Source organism: Streptomyces sp. NPDC050509 (assembly GCF_044457965.1).
GTDB lineage: Bacteria > Actinomycetota > Actinomycetes > Streptomycetales > Streptomycetaceae > Streptomyces.
This window is the reverse complement of sequence record NZ_JBITHL010000011.1, coordinates 224,749-238,108: the sequence shown is the minus strand read 5'-3', so window position 1 is coordinate 238,108 and position 13,360 is coordinate 224,749. Positions and strand designations below refer to the sequence as shown.

General features: G+C 71.7%; 14 protein-coding genes. 5 read left to right on the top strand and 9 right to left on the bottom strand.

The genetic code is table 11. The features are described from left to right. Positions 1-101: 101 nt before the first annotated feature. A complete protein-coding gene (locus ACIBJC_RS29925; RefSeq protein WP_399297757.1) occupies positions 102-1,817 on the top strand; it encodes a tannase/feruloyl esterase family alpha/beta hydrolase in 1,716 nt (571 codons plus the stop codon). Positions 1,818-1,863: 46 nt separating this feature from the next. Here ACIBJC_RS29925 and ACIBJC_RS29920 read toward each other — a convergent pair whose 3' ends face one another. After that, positions 1,864-2,439, bottom strand: a complete 576-nt coding sequence (locus tag ACIBJC_RS29920) for a TetR/AcrR family transcriptional regulator (RefSeq protein WP_399297755.1) — start codon at positions 2,437-2,439, stop codon at positions 1,864-1,866. A 101-nt stretch (positions 2,440-2,540) separates the two neighbouring features. On the opposite strand from ACIBJC_RS29920, the gene ACIBJC_RS29915 reads away from it, so the two are divergent. The 3 genes from ACIBJC_RS29915 (at position 2,541) to ACIBJC_RS29905 (ending at position 5,607) form a co-directional block, all read left to right on the top strand. Next, a complete protein-coding gene (locus tag ACIBJC_RS29915) occupies positions 2,541-3,392 on the top strand; it encodes an SDR family oxidoreductase (protein ID WP_399297753.1) in 852 nt (283 codons plus the stop codon). A gap of 383 nt (positions 3,393-3,775) precedes the next feature. Continuing rightward, entirely contained in the window at positions 3,776-4,492 is a 717-nt protein-coding gene (locus ACIBJC_RS29910) for a lysophospholipid acyltransferase family protein (RefSeq protein WP_399297751.1), read from the top strand. 65 nt (positions 4,493-4,557) lie between these two features. Continuing rightward, positions 4,558-5,607: an NAD-dependent epimerase/dehydratase family protein gene (locus ACIBJC_RS29905; protein ID WP_399297749.1), complete on the top strand. Its 1,050-nt coding sequence runs from the start codon at positions 4,558-4,560 to the stop codon at positions 5,605-5,607. A gap of 79 nt (positions 5,608-5,686) precedes the next feature. Here the strand turns inward: ACIBJC_RS29905 and ACIBJC_RS29900 are convergent, their stop codons facing one another. From ACIBJC_RS29900 to ACIBJC_RS29865, 8 genes are all read right to left on the bottom strand, one after another. Continuing rightward, a complete protein-coding gene (locus tag ACIBJC_RS29900; protein ID WP_399297747.1) occupies positions 5,687-7,282 on the bottom strand; it encodes an alpha/beta hydrolase in 1,596 nt (531 codons plus the stop codon). A 123-nt stretch (positions 7,283-7,405) separates the two neighbouring features. Next, positions 7,406-8,215 carry an urease accessory protein UreD gene (locus tag ACIBJC_RS29895; protein ID WP_399297745.1) on the bottom strand — a complete coding sequence of 270 codons (810 nt, stop codon included), beginning with the start codon at positions 8,213-8,215 and terminating at the stop codon, positions 7,406-7,408. Next, the gene (gene ureG / locus ACIBJC_RS29890; RefSeq protein ID WP_399297743.1) at positions 8,212-8,889 is read right to left on the bottom strand and encodes an urease accessory protein UreG; all 678 of its coding nucleotides are present in this window, start codon (positions 8,887-8,889) and stop codon (positions 8,212-8,214) included. The genes ACIBJC_RS29895 and ureG overlap by 4 nt, the downstream gene beginning before the upstream one ends. A 76-nt stretch (positions 8,890-8,965) precedes the next feature. After that, positions 8,966-9,640: an urease accessory protein UreF gene (locus tag ACIBJC_RS29885; RefSeq protein WP_399297741.1), complete on the bottom strand. Its 675-nt coding sequence runs from the start codon at positions 9,638-9,640 to the stop codon at positions 8,966-8,968. A gap of 49 nt (positions 9,641-9,689) precedes the next feature. Beyond that, positions 9,690-11,447 (bottom strand): urease subunit alpha, encoded by a 1,758-nt coding sequence (locus ACIBJC_RS29880; RefSeq protein ID WP_399297739.1) that lies wholly within the window; start codon positions 11,445-11,447, stop codon positions 9,690-9,692. Next, positions 11,440-11,751 carry an urease subunit beta gene (locus ACIBJC_RS29875; RefSeq protein ID WP_329823112.1) on the bottom strand — a complete coding sequence of 104 codons (312 nt, stop codon included), beginning with the start codon at positions 11,749-11,751 and terminating at the stop codon, positions 11,440-11,442. The genes ACIBJC_RS29880 and ACIBJC_RS29875 overlap by 8 nt, the downstream gene beginning before the upstream one ends. 13 nt (positions 11,752-11,764) lie before the next feature. Continuing rightward, on the bottom strand, positions 11,765-12,067 hold the full coding sequence (locus ACIBJC_RS29870) for an urease subunit gamma (RefSeq protein WP_329823113.1): 303 nt from the start codon (positions 12,065-12,067) through the stop codon (positions 11,765-11,767). Positions 12,068-12,341: 274 nt separating this feature from the next. Then, positions 12,342-12,662 (bottom strand): type II toxin-antitoxin system Phd/YefM family antitoxin, encoded by a 321-nt coding sequence (locus tag ACIBJC_RS29865; protein ID WP_399297737.1) that lies wholly within the window; start codon positions 12,660-12,662, stop codon positions 12,342-12,344. Positions 12,663-12,732: 70 nt separating this feature from the next. Here ACIBJC_RS29865 and ACIBJC_RS29860 point away from each other — a divergent pair, with 70 nt between their 5' ends. Beyond that, entirely contained in the window at positions 12,733-13,359 is a 627-nt protein-coding gene (locus ACIBJC_RS29860; protein ID WP_399297735.1) for an ATP-dependent Clp protease proteolytic subunit, read from the top strand. The last annotated feature ends 1 nt before the right edge of the window (position 13,360 follow it).

The window sequence follows — 13,360 nt, the reverse complement described above, 5'->3', positions numbered from 1 at the left end:
GTTTCAGCGCCCCGGCACCCTTGTTGAGTACGTGAGTGGGTACTAAGTTACCTACTCCAGTACCGGATACTGCAACCCCATCGGGACGGGAGCAGAACCGCATGCGAGGTACCCAGCGGAGGAAACGGCTGCGCGTCCACGGCGTGGTGATCGCCGTCGTCATCGCGTTGACCGGCGCCACGAGCCCCACGACAGCCGACAGCGACAGACCCGTGGCACGCAGCGCGGTCACAACGCCGCGGATGGACTGCGCCGCGCTGGCCCAGCGCCCGATCGAGGCGCTGCCGGGCGAGTTGGCGACGATCGATTTCGTACGCGTCGCGCCCGCGACGGCGGACACCCCCGAGCGGTGCGAGGTGACCGCGCTCATCGCGCCGCAGCACCAGTTCACGCTGAAGCTGCCGACGAAGACCTGGACGGGGCGGTATCTGCAGTTCGGCTGCGGCGGGTTCTGCGGCCTCACCGAGCCGTACGGACAGACGCGGATGGCCGAGGAGTGCCCCGCCTACCGGAGCGGCGAGTTCGCGGTCGCCTCCGGCAACGGAGGGCACGTCGGGTCCAACGCGACCTTCGCGACCGACCCGAACCTTGTGGAGGACTTCGCCTACGAGGCGGAGCACCAGCTCTCGGTGGTGGCGAAGAACATCATCGAGCTGTACTACGGGAGCCCGCCGGAGCACAGCTACTTCACCGGCTGCTCGGGAGGCGGACGGCAGGCCCTGAACCTGGCGCAGCGCTATCCGAAGGACTTCGACGGGATCGTCGCCGGCGCCCCCGCGAACAACTGGGTGGCGATGTTCGTCTTCTCCGCCGGGTGGAACGCGCGGGCCAACCTGGCCCCGGACGGCACGCAGATCCTCACCTCCGAGGATCTGCCCGTGCTGCACAAGGGGGCGCTGGCCGCCTGTGACTCCGTCGACGGGCTCACCGACGGGCTCATCACCGATCCGCGGGCGTGTTCGTTCGACCCGGGAACGCTGCGCTGCACCGCGGACCGTACGACCGGTTGCCTCGGCGCGGCCGAGGTCGAGGCGGCGCGGAAGATCTACCGGGGCGCGGTCGACGAGCGCGGGGTCCCGTTCTACCCGGGGTACCCCGGTGGCGGGCAGCCGATCGGTTCCGAGCCGGCCTGGCAGAGCAACATCGTGCGCGACCACCCGGATGTGCCGTCGGGCGTCGAGCAGCTCGCCGACGGTCACCTGCGCCACCTGGCCGCGCCGAACCAGGCGAAGTCCTACGACTGGCGGACGATCTCCTTCGACCGCAGGACGTTCCGCGAGCTGTCGGTGATGTCGCCGGTCATGGACGCGACCGACCCGGATCTGCGCCCGTTCCGGGACTCCGGCGGCAAGTTGATCCTCTGGCACGGCTGGAACGACGCGCCGATCATGGCGCAGGGCACCATCGCCTACTGGGAGGCCATGCGGAAGGTCACCGGTGCCCGCACCGGCGAGTTCGCCCGGCTCTATCTCATTCCGGGGATGTACCACTGCGAGGGCGGTGACGGCCCCGACCGGGCGGACATGCTGACCCCGCTCACCGAGTGGGTCGAGGGCGGCACCGCGCCGGACCGCGTCATCGTCTCCGAACGTGACGAGGCCGGCGCCACGGTCCGTACCCGCCCGGTGTTCCCGTACCCCCGCGTGGCCGTCCACGACGGCACCGGCGACCCGGACAAGGCGGACAGCTTCGTCTCGGGACCGGGCCGTTCGTACCCGCCGGCGCGCTGGGTCGGTACGTTCCGCTCCGGTGACCAGCAGTGGTGCGAAGTCCGCGACGGCAAGCTGGTCTGCACCCCGCACCGCGGCGACAACTGAGCCCGGACCACACGTACGCGGGTAGCGCCGGTCCGGGGGCTCGGGCTCAGCTCGCGGTCGAGCCCTTGGTCAGCGCGTCCATGAAGAGGTCGACGATCGGGCGGGCCTGCTCCTCGGTGCCGTGCCGTACGGAGTAGGCGATGCCCCCCATGAGGAGCAGGACGTCGCCGGGGGCGATGTCGGTGCGCAGGCTGCCGTCCCGGGCGCCGGCCGCGAGGAGGGCGGCGACGGCGTCGGTGAGGAGGGCGCGGCTGTCGGAGTAGGGGTCGACTCCCGAGGCGATGACCGCGTTGAGGGCTTCGGACATGCCGCTCTTGGCCGTGGCGTAGTGGATGAAGTGTTCCATCCACATCCGGGTGGCCTCGGCGGCCGGATGCCGGGCGAGGAGTCCGTCCACCTTCTCGCACACGTGGGTGAGTTGGCGCCGGTAGGCGGCGTCGATGAGGACTTCCCGGGTCGGGAAGTGCCGGTAGAGCGTGCCGACACCGACGCCCGCCTGCTGGGCGATGGCGGCCGGGGCGGTGTCCAGCCCCTGTTCGGCGAAGACCCGCGCGGCGACCTCCAGCAGGCGCTCGCGGTTCTGCAGCGCGTCGCTCCTGGTGCGGCGGGGTGTGGCGGGCATGCGGGTTCCTTCGGTGTCGATCCCGGTTGCTTTCCGGAATACGTTCCGCTTAACTTCTAAGCGGAACGTATTCCGGTAACACTCTATGCCAGGAGACTCCCATGCCCGCTCCCTCCGACAAGGCCGTACGCCACTGGTTCGTCACCGGGGCCTCGGGCGGCCTGGGCCGCCACCTCACCGAGCACGCCCTCCGGAAGGGCGACCGCGTCACGGCGACGGTCCGCCGCCCCGCGGCTCTGGACGACCTGCGCGAGACGTACGGCGACCGGCTGACCGTCGAGATCCTCGACCTCACACGGCCTGCCGACGTCGACACGGTGGTCGGCAGGACACTCGGATCCGGGCCGGTGGACATCGTGGTCAACAATGCCGGATACGCGATCGTGGGCGCCGCCGAGGAGATGACCGCCGCGCAGGTCCGTGACCAGATGGAGGTCCTCCTGCTCGCCCCGATGGCGATCACCCGGGCCTTCCTGCGGCCGATGCGCGAGCAGGGCGGAGGCCGGATCATCCAGATCTCCAGCCTGGGCGGCCAGGTCGGCATCCCCACGCACAGCTCCTACCACGCGGGCAAGTGGGGGCTGGAGGGCTTCACCGAGAGCGTCAGCCGCGAGGTCTCCGACTTCGACGTCCACCTCACCCTGGTCGAGCCCGGCGCCACCCGCACCGGCTTCGCCTCGGCCCTGCACTACACCACCGAAACGGCCGTCTACCGCGACCATGCCGTCGGCCGGATCCGGCGCCACCTGGAAACCATCACCGAGAGCGACTTCCCCGGCGACCCGGCCAAGCTCGCCGCCGCCGTCTACGACACCACCCGCCACCCGAGCCCGCCCCTGCGTCTGGCCTTCGGCTCCGACACCTACAGCGCCGTCCACACCGCACTCACCGAACGCCTCACCGCGCTCGAAGCCCAGAAGGACCTTGCCGAATCCATCGCCTTCTCCCACTGATCCGGCCCACTGATCCGGCCCACTGATCCGGCCCACCGGGGCGCCGGTCCGGGCCCGTGTCGCGTCCATGGCCCTGCCGTACGGCGGTGGTGCGCGGCAGCGCGATCTGTCCGGTGACAGGCGCACTTCTTGCGGCGGTCGCCTTACGTGTGCGGCGTTGACGTTGTGGGCCGAATTGTTTTGCGGGGCGGCGCACGGGCTTACCCGAAAGCGATAAAGGAAAACACGCGTCCCTCCGGCACCTCGCATTCGTCCGGTGCATCTGAACCGGCGCCGCGAGCGGTTACAACCGGCCACGCCTGCACATACACTTGCGTCCGCCGAATCGCCATTGACCTGGGACAACGCCGTCCTGTGGCCGGTCGGGCCAGTGAGGAGCGCTCGTGTTCTACTACGTCCTGAAATACGTGCTGTTGGGGCCGCTGTTGCGGTTGCTGTTCCGGCCGAGGATCGAAGGTCTTGAGCACATCCCCGCCGAGGGCGCGGCGATCGTCGCCGGAAACCATCTCTCCTTCTCCGACCACTTCCTGATGCCCGCAATCATCAAACGGCGTATCACCTTCCTCGCCAAGGCGGAGTACTTCACGGGCCCCGGGGTCAAGGGGCGGCTGACGGCCTTCTTCTTCCGCAGCGCCGGGCAGATCCCGGTGGACCGTTCGGGCAAGGAGGCGGGGCAGGCGGCCATCCGGGAGGGGCTGGGGGTGCTCGCCGAGGAGGAATTGCTGGGGATCTACCCGGAGGGCACCCGCTCGCACGACGGCCGGCTCTACAAGGGCAAGGTGGGGGTCGCGGTGATGGCGATCAGGGCGCAGGTGCCGGTGGTGCCGTGCGCCATGGTGGGGACGTTCGAGATCCAGCCGCCGGGGCAGGTCCTGCCGAGGATCAGGCAGGTGACGATCCGGTTCGGTGAGCCCCTGGAGTTCTCGCGCTACGCCGGGCTGGAGAACGAGAAGGCGGCGGTACGCGCGGTCACCGACGAGATCATGTACGCGATCCTCGGGCTGTCCGGGCAGGAGTACGTCGACCGGTACGCGGCCGAGGTGAAGGCGGAGCAGGCGAAGGCCTCGTCGGCCAGGAAGTTCCCCCGTTCGCGTCGCTGACAGCGGATTCGCCACCAGCGAAAGGCCCTGGGCCGCGGTCCTCCCCCGCCTCTAGCGTGCCTCGTATGACCAGGGGAAACGCGATAGTGATCGGTGCGACAGGGCAGGTGGGGCGCGCCGCGGTGCGGGCGCTCGCCGGGGACGGCTGGGAGGTGTGCGCGGCCTCGCGCGGCGGGGGTGTGGACGACCGGTGGCCCGGGGAGGTGCGGGCCGTACGGCTGGACCGGGAGGACGACGCGGCGCTGGCCGCGGTGGTGGGTGACGGGTGCGACGTGCTCGTGGACGTGACGGCGTACGGCGCGGAACACGCCCGGCAGCTCGTCTCGCTGGCGGGGCGGATCGGTTCGGCCGTGGTGATCTCCAGCGTCTCGGTGTACGAGGACGACGAGGGCCGGAGCCTCGGCACCCAGGGCGAGCCGGGCGGCGCCCCGCGGTTTCCGGTGCCGGTCCCCGAGACGCAGCGTACGGTGGCGCCCGGTGAGGGGACGTACGCCGCCCGGAAGGCGCTGCTGGAACGGGAGTTGCTCGTGGCGGGCGGCGCACTGCCGGTGACACTGCTGCGGGCGGGCGCGATCCACGGCCCGTACTGCCGCTCCCCGCGCGAGCTGTACTTCGTCCAGCGGCTGCTGGACGGCCGCGGGCGGCGGGTCCTGGCGTACGGCGGCCGGAGCCGCTTCCATCCGGCGCATGTGTCGAACGTGGCGGAGCTGATCAGGCTGGCGGCGCTGCGGCCGGGGTCGCGGGTGCTGAACGCCGGGGATCCGCAGGCGCCGACGGTGGCGGAGATCGGGGCGGCGATCGACACGGCGATGGGCCGGGAGACGGAGACGGTGCTGGTGGAGGGGGCTCCGCCGGAAGGGGGCGTCGGCGATACGCCGTGGAGCCTGGAGCATCCGATCGTCCTGGACATGACCGCGGCGGAGCGGGAGTTGGGCTACCGGGCGGTGACGGGGTACGTGGAGTCGCTGCCGCAGACCGTCGCGTGGCTGGTGGGACAGGTACGCGAGCGGGGGTGGGAGGACGCCTTCCCCCGGATGATCACGGCGTACGGCCGGGACGCTCTCGTCGGGTACGCCGCGGAGGATGCCTGGCTGGAGCGGGCGGGAGGCGTCTGAGGGGAGGCAAGTGAGGGGCGTCGTGTGAGGGGCGGCCGGCCCGGGCCGGCCGCCCCCGTTCACCGTGGAGCGGTTGTCCCTACGGCTTGGGCGTGGCGTGCGGGGCGCAGGTCACGTCCGCGCGGTCCACCGCGCCCGTCAGGAGGTAGGTCTTCACCCGGTCGTTGACGCACGGGTTCACCAGGTTGGTGATGCCGTGCGAGCCCGCGTCGCGCTCGGTGATCAGGCGCGAGCCCTTGAACCGCTTGTGCAGTTCGACGGCGCCCCCGTACGGCGTGGCGGCGTCCCGGGTGGACTGGGTGATCAGCACCGGCGGCAGCCCCTTGCCGGTCCCCACCTCCACCGGGGTCTGCTGCTTGACGCCCCAGGTGGCGCACGGCAGGTTCATCCAGGTGTTGGACCAGGTGAGGAACGGGTGGTCGCGGTGGAGCCGGGTGGTGTCCCGGTCCCACTTCCGCCAACTGGTGGGCCACTTGGCGTCGGTGCACTCGACGGCGGTGTAGACCGCGTTGCCGTTCTCCGACTTGGCGTTGCCCACGGTGTCGGAGAGGTCGGGCGACCCCGCGTCGATGAGCGGCTGCGGGTCCCCGGCGACGTACTTGCTCCAGAGGGTCGCGGTGGGCACCCACGAGGAGTCGTAGTAGGGGGCGCTCTGGAACACACCGAGGAGTTCGGCGGGTCCGACCACACCACCGAGCGGGCTCTTCTTGGCGGCGGCGCGCAGGGTGTCCCACTGCCCCCGCACCTTGGCGGTGGTGTCACCGATGTGGAAGGTCGCGTCGTTCTTGGCGACCCACTCCAGCCAGTCGGTGAAGCGGGTCTCGAAGGCGACATCCTGGTCCAGGTTGGCCTGGTACCAGATCTTCTCCTTCGACGGGTTGACCACACTGTCGACGACCATCCGGCGCACATGCGTCGGGAAGAGCGTGCCGTAGACGGCGCCCAGGTAGGTGCCGTACGAGACGCCCAGGTAGTTGAGCTTCTTCTCGCCGAGGGCGGCGCGGACGACATCCAGGTCGCGCGCGGTGTTGGGGGTCGTCATGTGCGGCAGCATCCAGCCGCTGCGCTCCTTGCAGCCGTCCGCGTACTCGGCCGCCAGCTTGCGCTGGGCGCGCTTGTCGGCCTCGCTGTCGGGGACGGGGTCGGCCTTCGGGGCCTTGACGAACTCCTGCGGGTCGATGCAGGAGATGGGCGTCGAGCGGCCCACTCCGCGCGGGTCGAAGCCGACGAAGTCGTACGCCTTGGCGGCGTCGGCCCAGACGGCGTTCTTGGTGACGACGCGGCGCGGGAAGGCGAGTCCGGAGCCGCCGGGGCCGCCGGGGTTGTAGATCAGGGCGCCCTGGCGTTCGTCCTTGGTGCCGGTGGAGCCGATCCGGTCGACGGCTATCCTGATCTGCCGGCCGTGGGGCTTGGCGTAGTCGAGCGGGACGCTGACGTAGCCGCACTGGATGGGCTTCTCCAGCGCCCAGTCGGCCGGGCAGTCCTGCCAGTCGATGCCCTTCTTCGCGGCCCGCTCGGCGGCGGTCTTCGCGCCGTACGCCGCCGGGTCGCCCTGGTGGCGGCCGTCGGCGGTCGCCGCCGGAGCGGCCATGGCGCCCGCTATGAGTGTGCCGGCGAGCAGTGTGCCTGCCGAGCCGAGCACTGCGGTGCGTCTCACGTGGTACCTCCCCCTCATGGAGCGCCGCCCGCGCGGCGCCGTTACGTGCGAGCTTCCCGGATCCTTTCGCCTGTGAGGTGGCCGGGAACAGGGCGGACGGGGATTTCTTTACCCAACCAATAACCGGTGAGCCACCTCCGCTCAGCGGTACGCCGCCGCGCCGGTGCCGTACGGAACCCCCTCGGGCGGGTCTTCGGGTGGACGGCCGGGCAGGCCGTCGAGCAGGTCGTCCAGCGCCTCGTCGAGGATGTGCCGCAGCAGCAGCGCGTCCGGGGCTACCGCCGTGACGAGTGCGCCGGGTCCGGCGAGCGGGGTGCGTACGGCGGCCTCGCCCAGCAGCATCGGCGATACGGGCTTCTCCTCGAACCCGGGTGCCACCACGAGGAGTTGACCGACGGCACGGTGGCCGGCGAGGACCGCGGGACCGTCCCAGCCGGCCGGTGCGCCGGGCCCGTAGGAGAGTTCCTGGTCCAGGAGGGGGCGGCCCGCGCGCCGTACCGTGAGCCGGCTGAACAGGGTGCCGGGGGCCTCGCCGTGGCGGCCGAGGATCTGCTCCTCCCGCAGCACCAGCAGGGCGGTGGGGGCCAGTTCGACCTGGGTGCGCATGCGCAGCTCGCTGCCGTACGCCGAGATGAGCTGCTCGGGCAGCCAGCGCAGCTCCGCGCCCTCCCCCACGGTCAGCCGCACGTCGTAGTGGGCGGGTTCGGGCACCCGGCTGGGCAGGGCGACGGTCGCGGCTGCGGCGTCCACGGTGAGCGTGGCCCCGTCCCGTACCTCGGCCTCGACGGCGAGCCGGTCGCCGCCGAGCGGGGCGCTCATGGCACCGACGACGGTGACGCGGCTGCCTGGTCCGGTGGCCCGGGTCCGGCGGGGCGCGAGCGGCCCCTCGCCGGTCAGTACGGGCAGTCCGCTGCGGGTGGCGACGATCCGGGCGGTGGCGCGGACGCTCATGCGGTCCAGTCGGCGAGTCGGCCGAGCACCCAGTCGGTGACGGGCCGGACACCGTCCTCGCTCTTCAACGAGGTGAAGGCGACGGGGAGTTCGCCGCGCTGTTCCTTGGCGTCGCGGGCCATCCTGCCGAGGTCGGAGCCGACGTACGGGGCGAGGTCGGTCTTGTTGACGACCAGCAGGTCGGCGGTGGTGACGCCGGGGCCGCCCTTGCGCGGGATGTCGTCGCCGCCCGCCACGTCGATGACGAAGATCTGGGCGTCCACGAGGCCCTTGGAGAAGGTGGCGGTGAGGTTGTCGCCGCCGGACTCGACCAGGATCAGGTCGAGCGGTCCCACGGTGTCCTCCAGGTCCTCGACGGCTTCGAGGTTGGCGGAGATGTCGTCGCGGATCGCGGTGTGCGGGCAGGCGCCGGTCTCGACGGCCTGGATGCGCTCGGGCGGCAGGACGGCGTGGCGCAGGAGGAATGCGGCGTCCTCGCGGGTGTAGATGTCGTTGGTGACGACGGCGAGGGAGAGCCGGTCGCGCAGGGTGCGGCAGAGCGCGGCGACGGTCGCCGTCTTGCCGGAGCCGACGGGTCCGCCGAGGCCGATGCGCAGGGCGCGGCGCCGTCCGTCGGGGCGTACGGCGTCGGCGGAGACGGCCGCCGGGCCGGCGTGGCCGTGGTCGAGATGCATGGTGCGGCTCCGGTGTGTGAGGGGAGGTACGGGCGCGGGTGCGGGGACGGGGCTTCGGGCAGGGGCGGTTACGGGCTCACGAGGCGAACAGCCTGACCGGCCACTGCGCGTGGGCCTGCGCCATGATGTCGAGCAGGGGGGCGGAGGCGGCGGGCAGCGCGCAGGTCCCCTCGTCCACGGCCCGTTCCGCGCACGCGGCGGCCTGCGCGGCGACCTCGTCCAGCGCGGGCGCGAGCCGGGCGAGGACGGCGGTGGCCTCGAAGGGGTCGAGCCCGAGCAGCCGTACGACCGCCGTGACGGGGCCGCTGACGCTTTCGTACGCCGCGCAGTGCCCGGCGTCCAGGGGGGTGAGGCCCGCCGCGCGCGCGGTCACTCCGAGCACGACGGGCTGGTGCGCGCCGCGCGGGCGGGCGGCGGCGAGCGCGTCCAGTTCCGCGCTCGGCCAGGTGACGCGGGCGGCGCGCATGAGCTGGCGGCCGAGCCTGCGGGCGGTGGTCCGCAGGGCGGGTGCGGGCGTACGGGCGTCGGCCGCCTCGTCCAGTGCCAGGGGGTCCAGGCCCCGGGCCGCCGCGGCGGCGAGCGCCGCCGCGGTGAGCCCGGTGGTGTGCAGCCGTCCCCGGCAGAAGGCGGCCAGGTCCTCGGCGTCACGGATCCGGCCCGCCTTGACGGCGGGTTCCGCGCCGCCGGAGTGGGCGTGGCCGCCGGCGGGGAACCGGCCGTCGGCGAGGACGAGCAGGGCGGAGCGGCTCATCGCGCGCCTCCCCGCGGACCCGGGCGGCGGACCTTCGTGAGGGTACCCATCAGAAGAGGAAGTAGCGCTGAGCCAGCGGGAGTTCGGCGGCGGGCGCGGGCTCCACCGGCTCGCCGTCGATCCGTACCGTGAACGTGTCGGCGTCGACCTCCACGCGCGGCAGCGCGTCGTTCTCCCGCATGTCGGCCTTGGTGGTCCGCCGCGTGTTGCCGATCGGTACGAACTCCTTGGCCAGGCCGAGGCGTTCGGGCAGCCCGTCCTCGATCGCCGCCTGGGCGACGAAGTTGAGGGAGGTGGCCGCCGCCGCCCGTCCCAGGGCCCCGAACATCGGGCGGGGCAGCACCGGTTGCGGGGTGGGGATGGAGGCGTTGGCGTCGCCCATCTGCGCGTACGCGATCTGGCCGCCCTTGACGACGACCTGTGGCTTCACCCCGAAGAAAGCCGGGTCCCAGAGCACCAGGTCCGCGAGTTTGCCGGTCTCGACGGAGCCGATGCGCCCGCCGAGGCCCTGTGCGATCGCCGGGTTGATGGTGTATTTGGCGATGTAGCGGCGGACCCGGTGGTTGTCGGCGCGGCCGTCGCCGGGCAGGGCGCCGCGGCGCTTCTTCATCACATGCGCGGTCTGCCACGTCCGCATGACGACCTCCCCCACGCGCCCCATGGCCTGGGCGTCGGAGGAGATGATCGAGATGGCTCCGAGGTCGTGCAGGATGTCCTCGGCCGCGATGGTGGAGGGCCGGATCCGGGACTCCGCGAAGGCGAGGTCCTCGGGGACGGCCGGGTTGAGGTGGTGGCAGACCATCAGCATGTCGAGGTGTTCCTCGATGGTGTTGACGGTGTGCGGCCGGGTCGGGTTGGTGGAGCTGGGCAGGACGTACGGCTCGGAGACGACGGTGATGATGTCGGGTGCGTGGCCGCCGCCCGCGCCTTCGGTGTGGTACGCGTGGATGGTGCGTCCGGCGATGGCGGCGAGGGTGTCCCCGACGAAGCCCGCCTCGTTGAGTGTGTCGGTGTGGATGGCGAGCTGGGCGCCGCTCTCCTCGCAGACGCGGAGGCAGGCGTCGATGACGGCGGGGGTGGCACCCCAGTCCTCGTGGATCTTGAACCCGAGTGCTCCGCCGCGCAGTTGGGCGTGCATCGCGTCGCGGGACATCGTGTTGCCCTTGCCGAGCAGCCCGATGTTGACGGGGAAGGTCTCCAACGCCTCGAACATCCGGGCGAGATGCCAGGCGCCCGGGGTGACGGTGGTGGCCTTGGTGCCCTCGGCCGGTCCCGTGCCGCCGCCGACGAGTGTGGTGACCCCGGCCGACAGGGCCTGGTCCACGATCGTGGGCGAGATGAAGTGGACGTGCGCGTCGACCGCGCCGGCGGTGAGGATCCGCCCGTTGCCCGCGATGATCTCGGTCTCGGGGCCGATGACCAGGTCCGGGTGGACCCCGTCCATGGTGTCGGGGTTGCCGGCCTTCCCGATGCCGGTGATCAGGCCGTCCCTGATGCCGATGTCCGCCTTGACGATGCCCCAGTGGTCGATGACGACGGCGCCGGTGATCACGGTGTCGGGCGCGCCCTCGGCCCGGGTCGTACGGGACTGGCCCATCGACTCACGGATCACCTTGCCGCCGCCGAACACCGCCTCGTCCCCGGCGCGTCCGGGCCCGCCGCAGCGGTCCTCCTCGATCTCGACCAGCAGATCGGTGTCGGCGAGCCGGATCCGGTCGCCGGTGGTGGGGCCGAACAGGTCGGCGTACCCGGCGCGGGACAGCTCGTACGGTACGGGTCGACCCGCCGGCTCTGACGCGTCAGTCATCGAGGGAACCTCCGGTCTCTCCGCGCAGTCCTGGCACGATGCGCAGACCGGCGAGGGGTACGAGTGCGACGGCGACGGGGATGCCGGGTTCGAAGCGGACGGCGGTGCCCGCGGCGATGTGCAGCCGCTTGCCCCGCGCGGCGGCCCGGTCGAACTCCAGGCCGGGGTTGGCCTCGGCGAAGTGGTAGTGGGAGCCGACCTGGACGGGCCGGTCGGCGGTGTTGACGACGGTGAGCCGGGTGACCTCGCGCCCCTCGTTGAGGGCCACGGGCTCGTCGGCGTACAGGATCTCTCCGGGAATCATCGGCGCTCCCCCGTCAGACGATCGGGTCGTGGACGGTGACGAGCTTGGTGCCGTCGGGGAACGTGGCCTCCACCTGGACGTCGTGGATCATCTCGGGGATGCCCTCCATGACGTCGCCTCGGCCGAGGACCGTGCGTCCCGACGCCATCAGTTCGGCGACGGTGCGGCCGTCCCTGGCGCCTTCGAGGATGTGCGAGGTGATCAGGGCGACCGCCTCGGGGTGGTTCAGCCGCAGTCCACGTGCCCGGCGCTTGTCGGCCACGTCCGCTGCCACATGGATGAGCAGACGCTCCTGCTCGTGCGGGGTCAGTTGCACGCTTCCACCTCATCGTCTCCGGCCCGGTTCCGGCCGGGCGCGGCGCGACCCCAGCCAGCATCAACACTTCGTCGAACGGTGGTCGGGACTCTCCCCACCTGTCGGATCGCACCGTAGGACGGAAGTTTTTCCAACGCGTTAACTCGTGCGCCCGGAGACCTCCCGGCGCGCCGGTTCGTATACGGAACCCCGCACAGGGACCCGCACGGAGACACGCGTGGAAACCCGCATGGAGACCCGTACGGGGACCGGCCGCCCCGGCCGCCGCAAAGGGTCACCTGCCGGGCCCGGGAGGGCGCTCCCCGCCCTCCGGGCGGCGGTCGGGACGGTGTTCCGCGGCGATGCCGAACCGGCGCGGTTCACCCGGAGCGGACGACAGGGGGCGGATCGCCGAGACCGAGCTGACGACACGCTCCTCCGTCTCCTCCCCCTCCTCCGGTTCGCTCTCCAGCCGTTCCAGGTCAGCGGCGGACACGAGCGCGACCAGCGGCTTCCCGTGGCGGGTCACGACCACGCGCTCGCCGCCGTAGACGACGCGGTTGATCAGATCGGCGAGCTCTGCACGGGCTTGCGTCACCGGAATCTCATAGGCCATGCTCCCCATTCTAACGGCCTGTACGTCCTGTACATTTTTTACAGAGCCGCGTCATGAGGAGAGGTCTGCCATGAACCGCCCTTCGGCCCGCCACGTCCTGCCCGAGTTCACCGAGCGGACGAGCAACGGAACCCGCACCCTCGACCCGTACTCCCGGCTCCTGGAGGACCGGATCGTCTTCCTGGGGACGCCCGTCGACGACACCGCGGCGAACGATGTGATCGCGCAGTTCATCCACCTGGAGTACGCCGCGCCCGACCAGGACATCAGCCTCTACATCAACTCGCCGGGCGGCTCCATCAGCGCGATGTCCGCGATCTACGACACGATGCAGATCATCACCTGCGACGTGGCCACGACCTGTCTCGGCCAGGCCGTCTCGACCGCCGCCGTCCTCCTGGCGGCGGGCGCGCCCGGCAAACGGCTGGCGCTGCCCGGCGCCCGGATCGTCCTCCAGCAGCCCGCCGCCGAGGAGCCGATGCGGGGACAGCCGTCCGATCTGCTGATCCACGCGCAGGAGTTGCTGCGACTGAGGGAGCTGGTCACCGCGACGCTGGCGCGCCACACCGGACGGAGCGCGGAGCGGATCGCCGGCGACATCGACCGGGACACGATCCTCGACGCGCCGGGGGCCCAGGCGTACGGACTGATCGACCACGTCATCCAGAACCGCAAGACCTCCGCCGGCGGGCGGTGAG

Coding starts and splice junctions, on each gene's coding strand:
- ACIBJC_RS29925 (WP_399297757.1), top strand. CDS start 102: ATGCGAGGTACCCAGCGGAGGAAACGGCTGCGCGTCCACGGCGTGGTG.
- ACIBJC_RS29920 (WP_399297755.1), bottom strand. CDS start 2,439: ATGCCCGCCACACCCCGCCGCACCAGGAGCGACGCGCTGCAGAACCGC.
- ACIBJC_RS29915 (WP_399297753.1), top strand. CDS start 2,541: ATGCCCGCTCCCTCCGACAAGGCCGTACGCCACTGGTTCGTCACCGGG.
- ACIBJC_RS29905 (WP_399297749.1), top strand. CDS start 4,558: ATGACCAGGGGAAACGCGATAGTGATCGGTGCGACAGGGCAGGTGGGG.
- ACIBJC_RS29900 (WP_399297747.1), bottom strand. CDS start 7,282: ATGAGGGGGAGGTACCACGTGAGACGCACCGCAGTGCTCGGCTCGGCA.
- ACIBJC_RS29895 (WP_399297745.1), bottom strand. CDS start 8,215: ATGAGCGTCCGCGCCACCGCCCGGATCGTCGCCACCCGCAGCGGACTG.
- ureG (WP_399297743.1), bottom strand. CDS start 8,889: ATGCATCTCGACCACGGCCACGCCGGCCCGGCGGCCGTCTCCGCCGAC.
- ACIBJC_RS29885 (WP_399297741.1), bottom strand. CDS start 9,640: ATGAGCCGCTCCGCCCTGCTCGTCCTCGCCGACGGCCGGTTCCCCGCC.
- ACIBJC_RS29880 (WP_399297739.1), bottom strand. CDS start 11,447: ATGACTGACGCGTCAGAGCCGGCGGGTCGACCCGTACCGTACGAGCTG.
- ACIBJC_RS29875 (WP_329823112.1), bottom strand. CDS start 11,751: ATGATTCCCGGAGAGATCCTGTACGCCGACGAGCCCGTGGCCCTCAAC.
- ACIBJC_RS29865 (WP_399297737.1), bottom strand. CDS start 12,662: ATGGCCTATGAGATTCCGGTGACGCAAGCCCGTGCAGAGCTCGCCGAT.
- ACIBJC_RS29860 (WP_399297735.1), top strand. CDS start 12,733: ATGAACCGCCCTTCGGCCCGCCACGTCCTGCCCGAGTTCACCGAGCGG.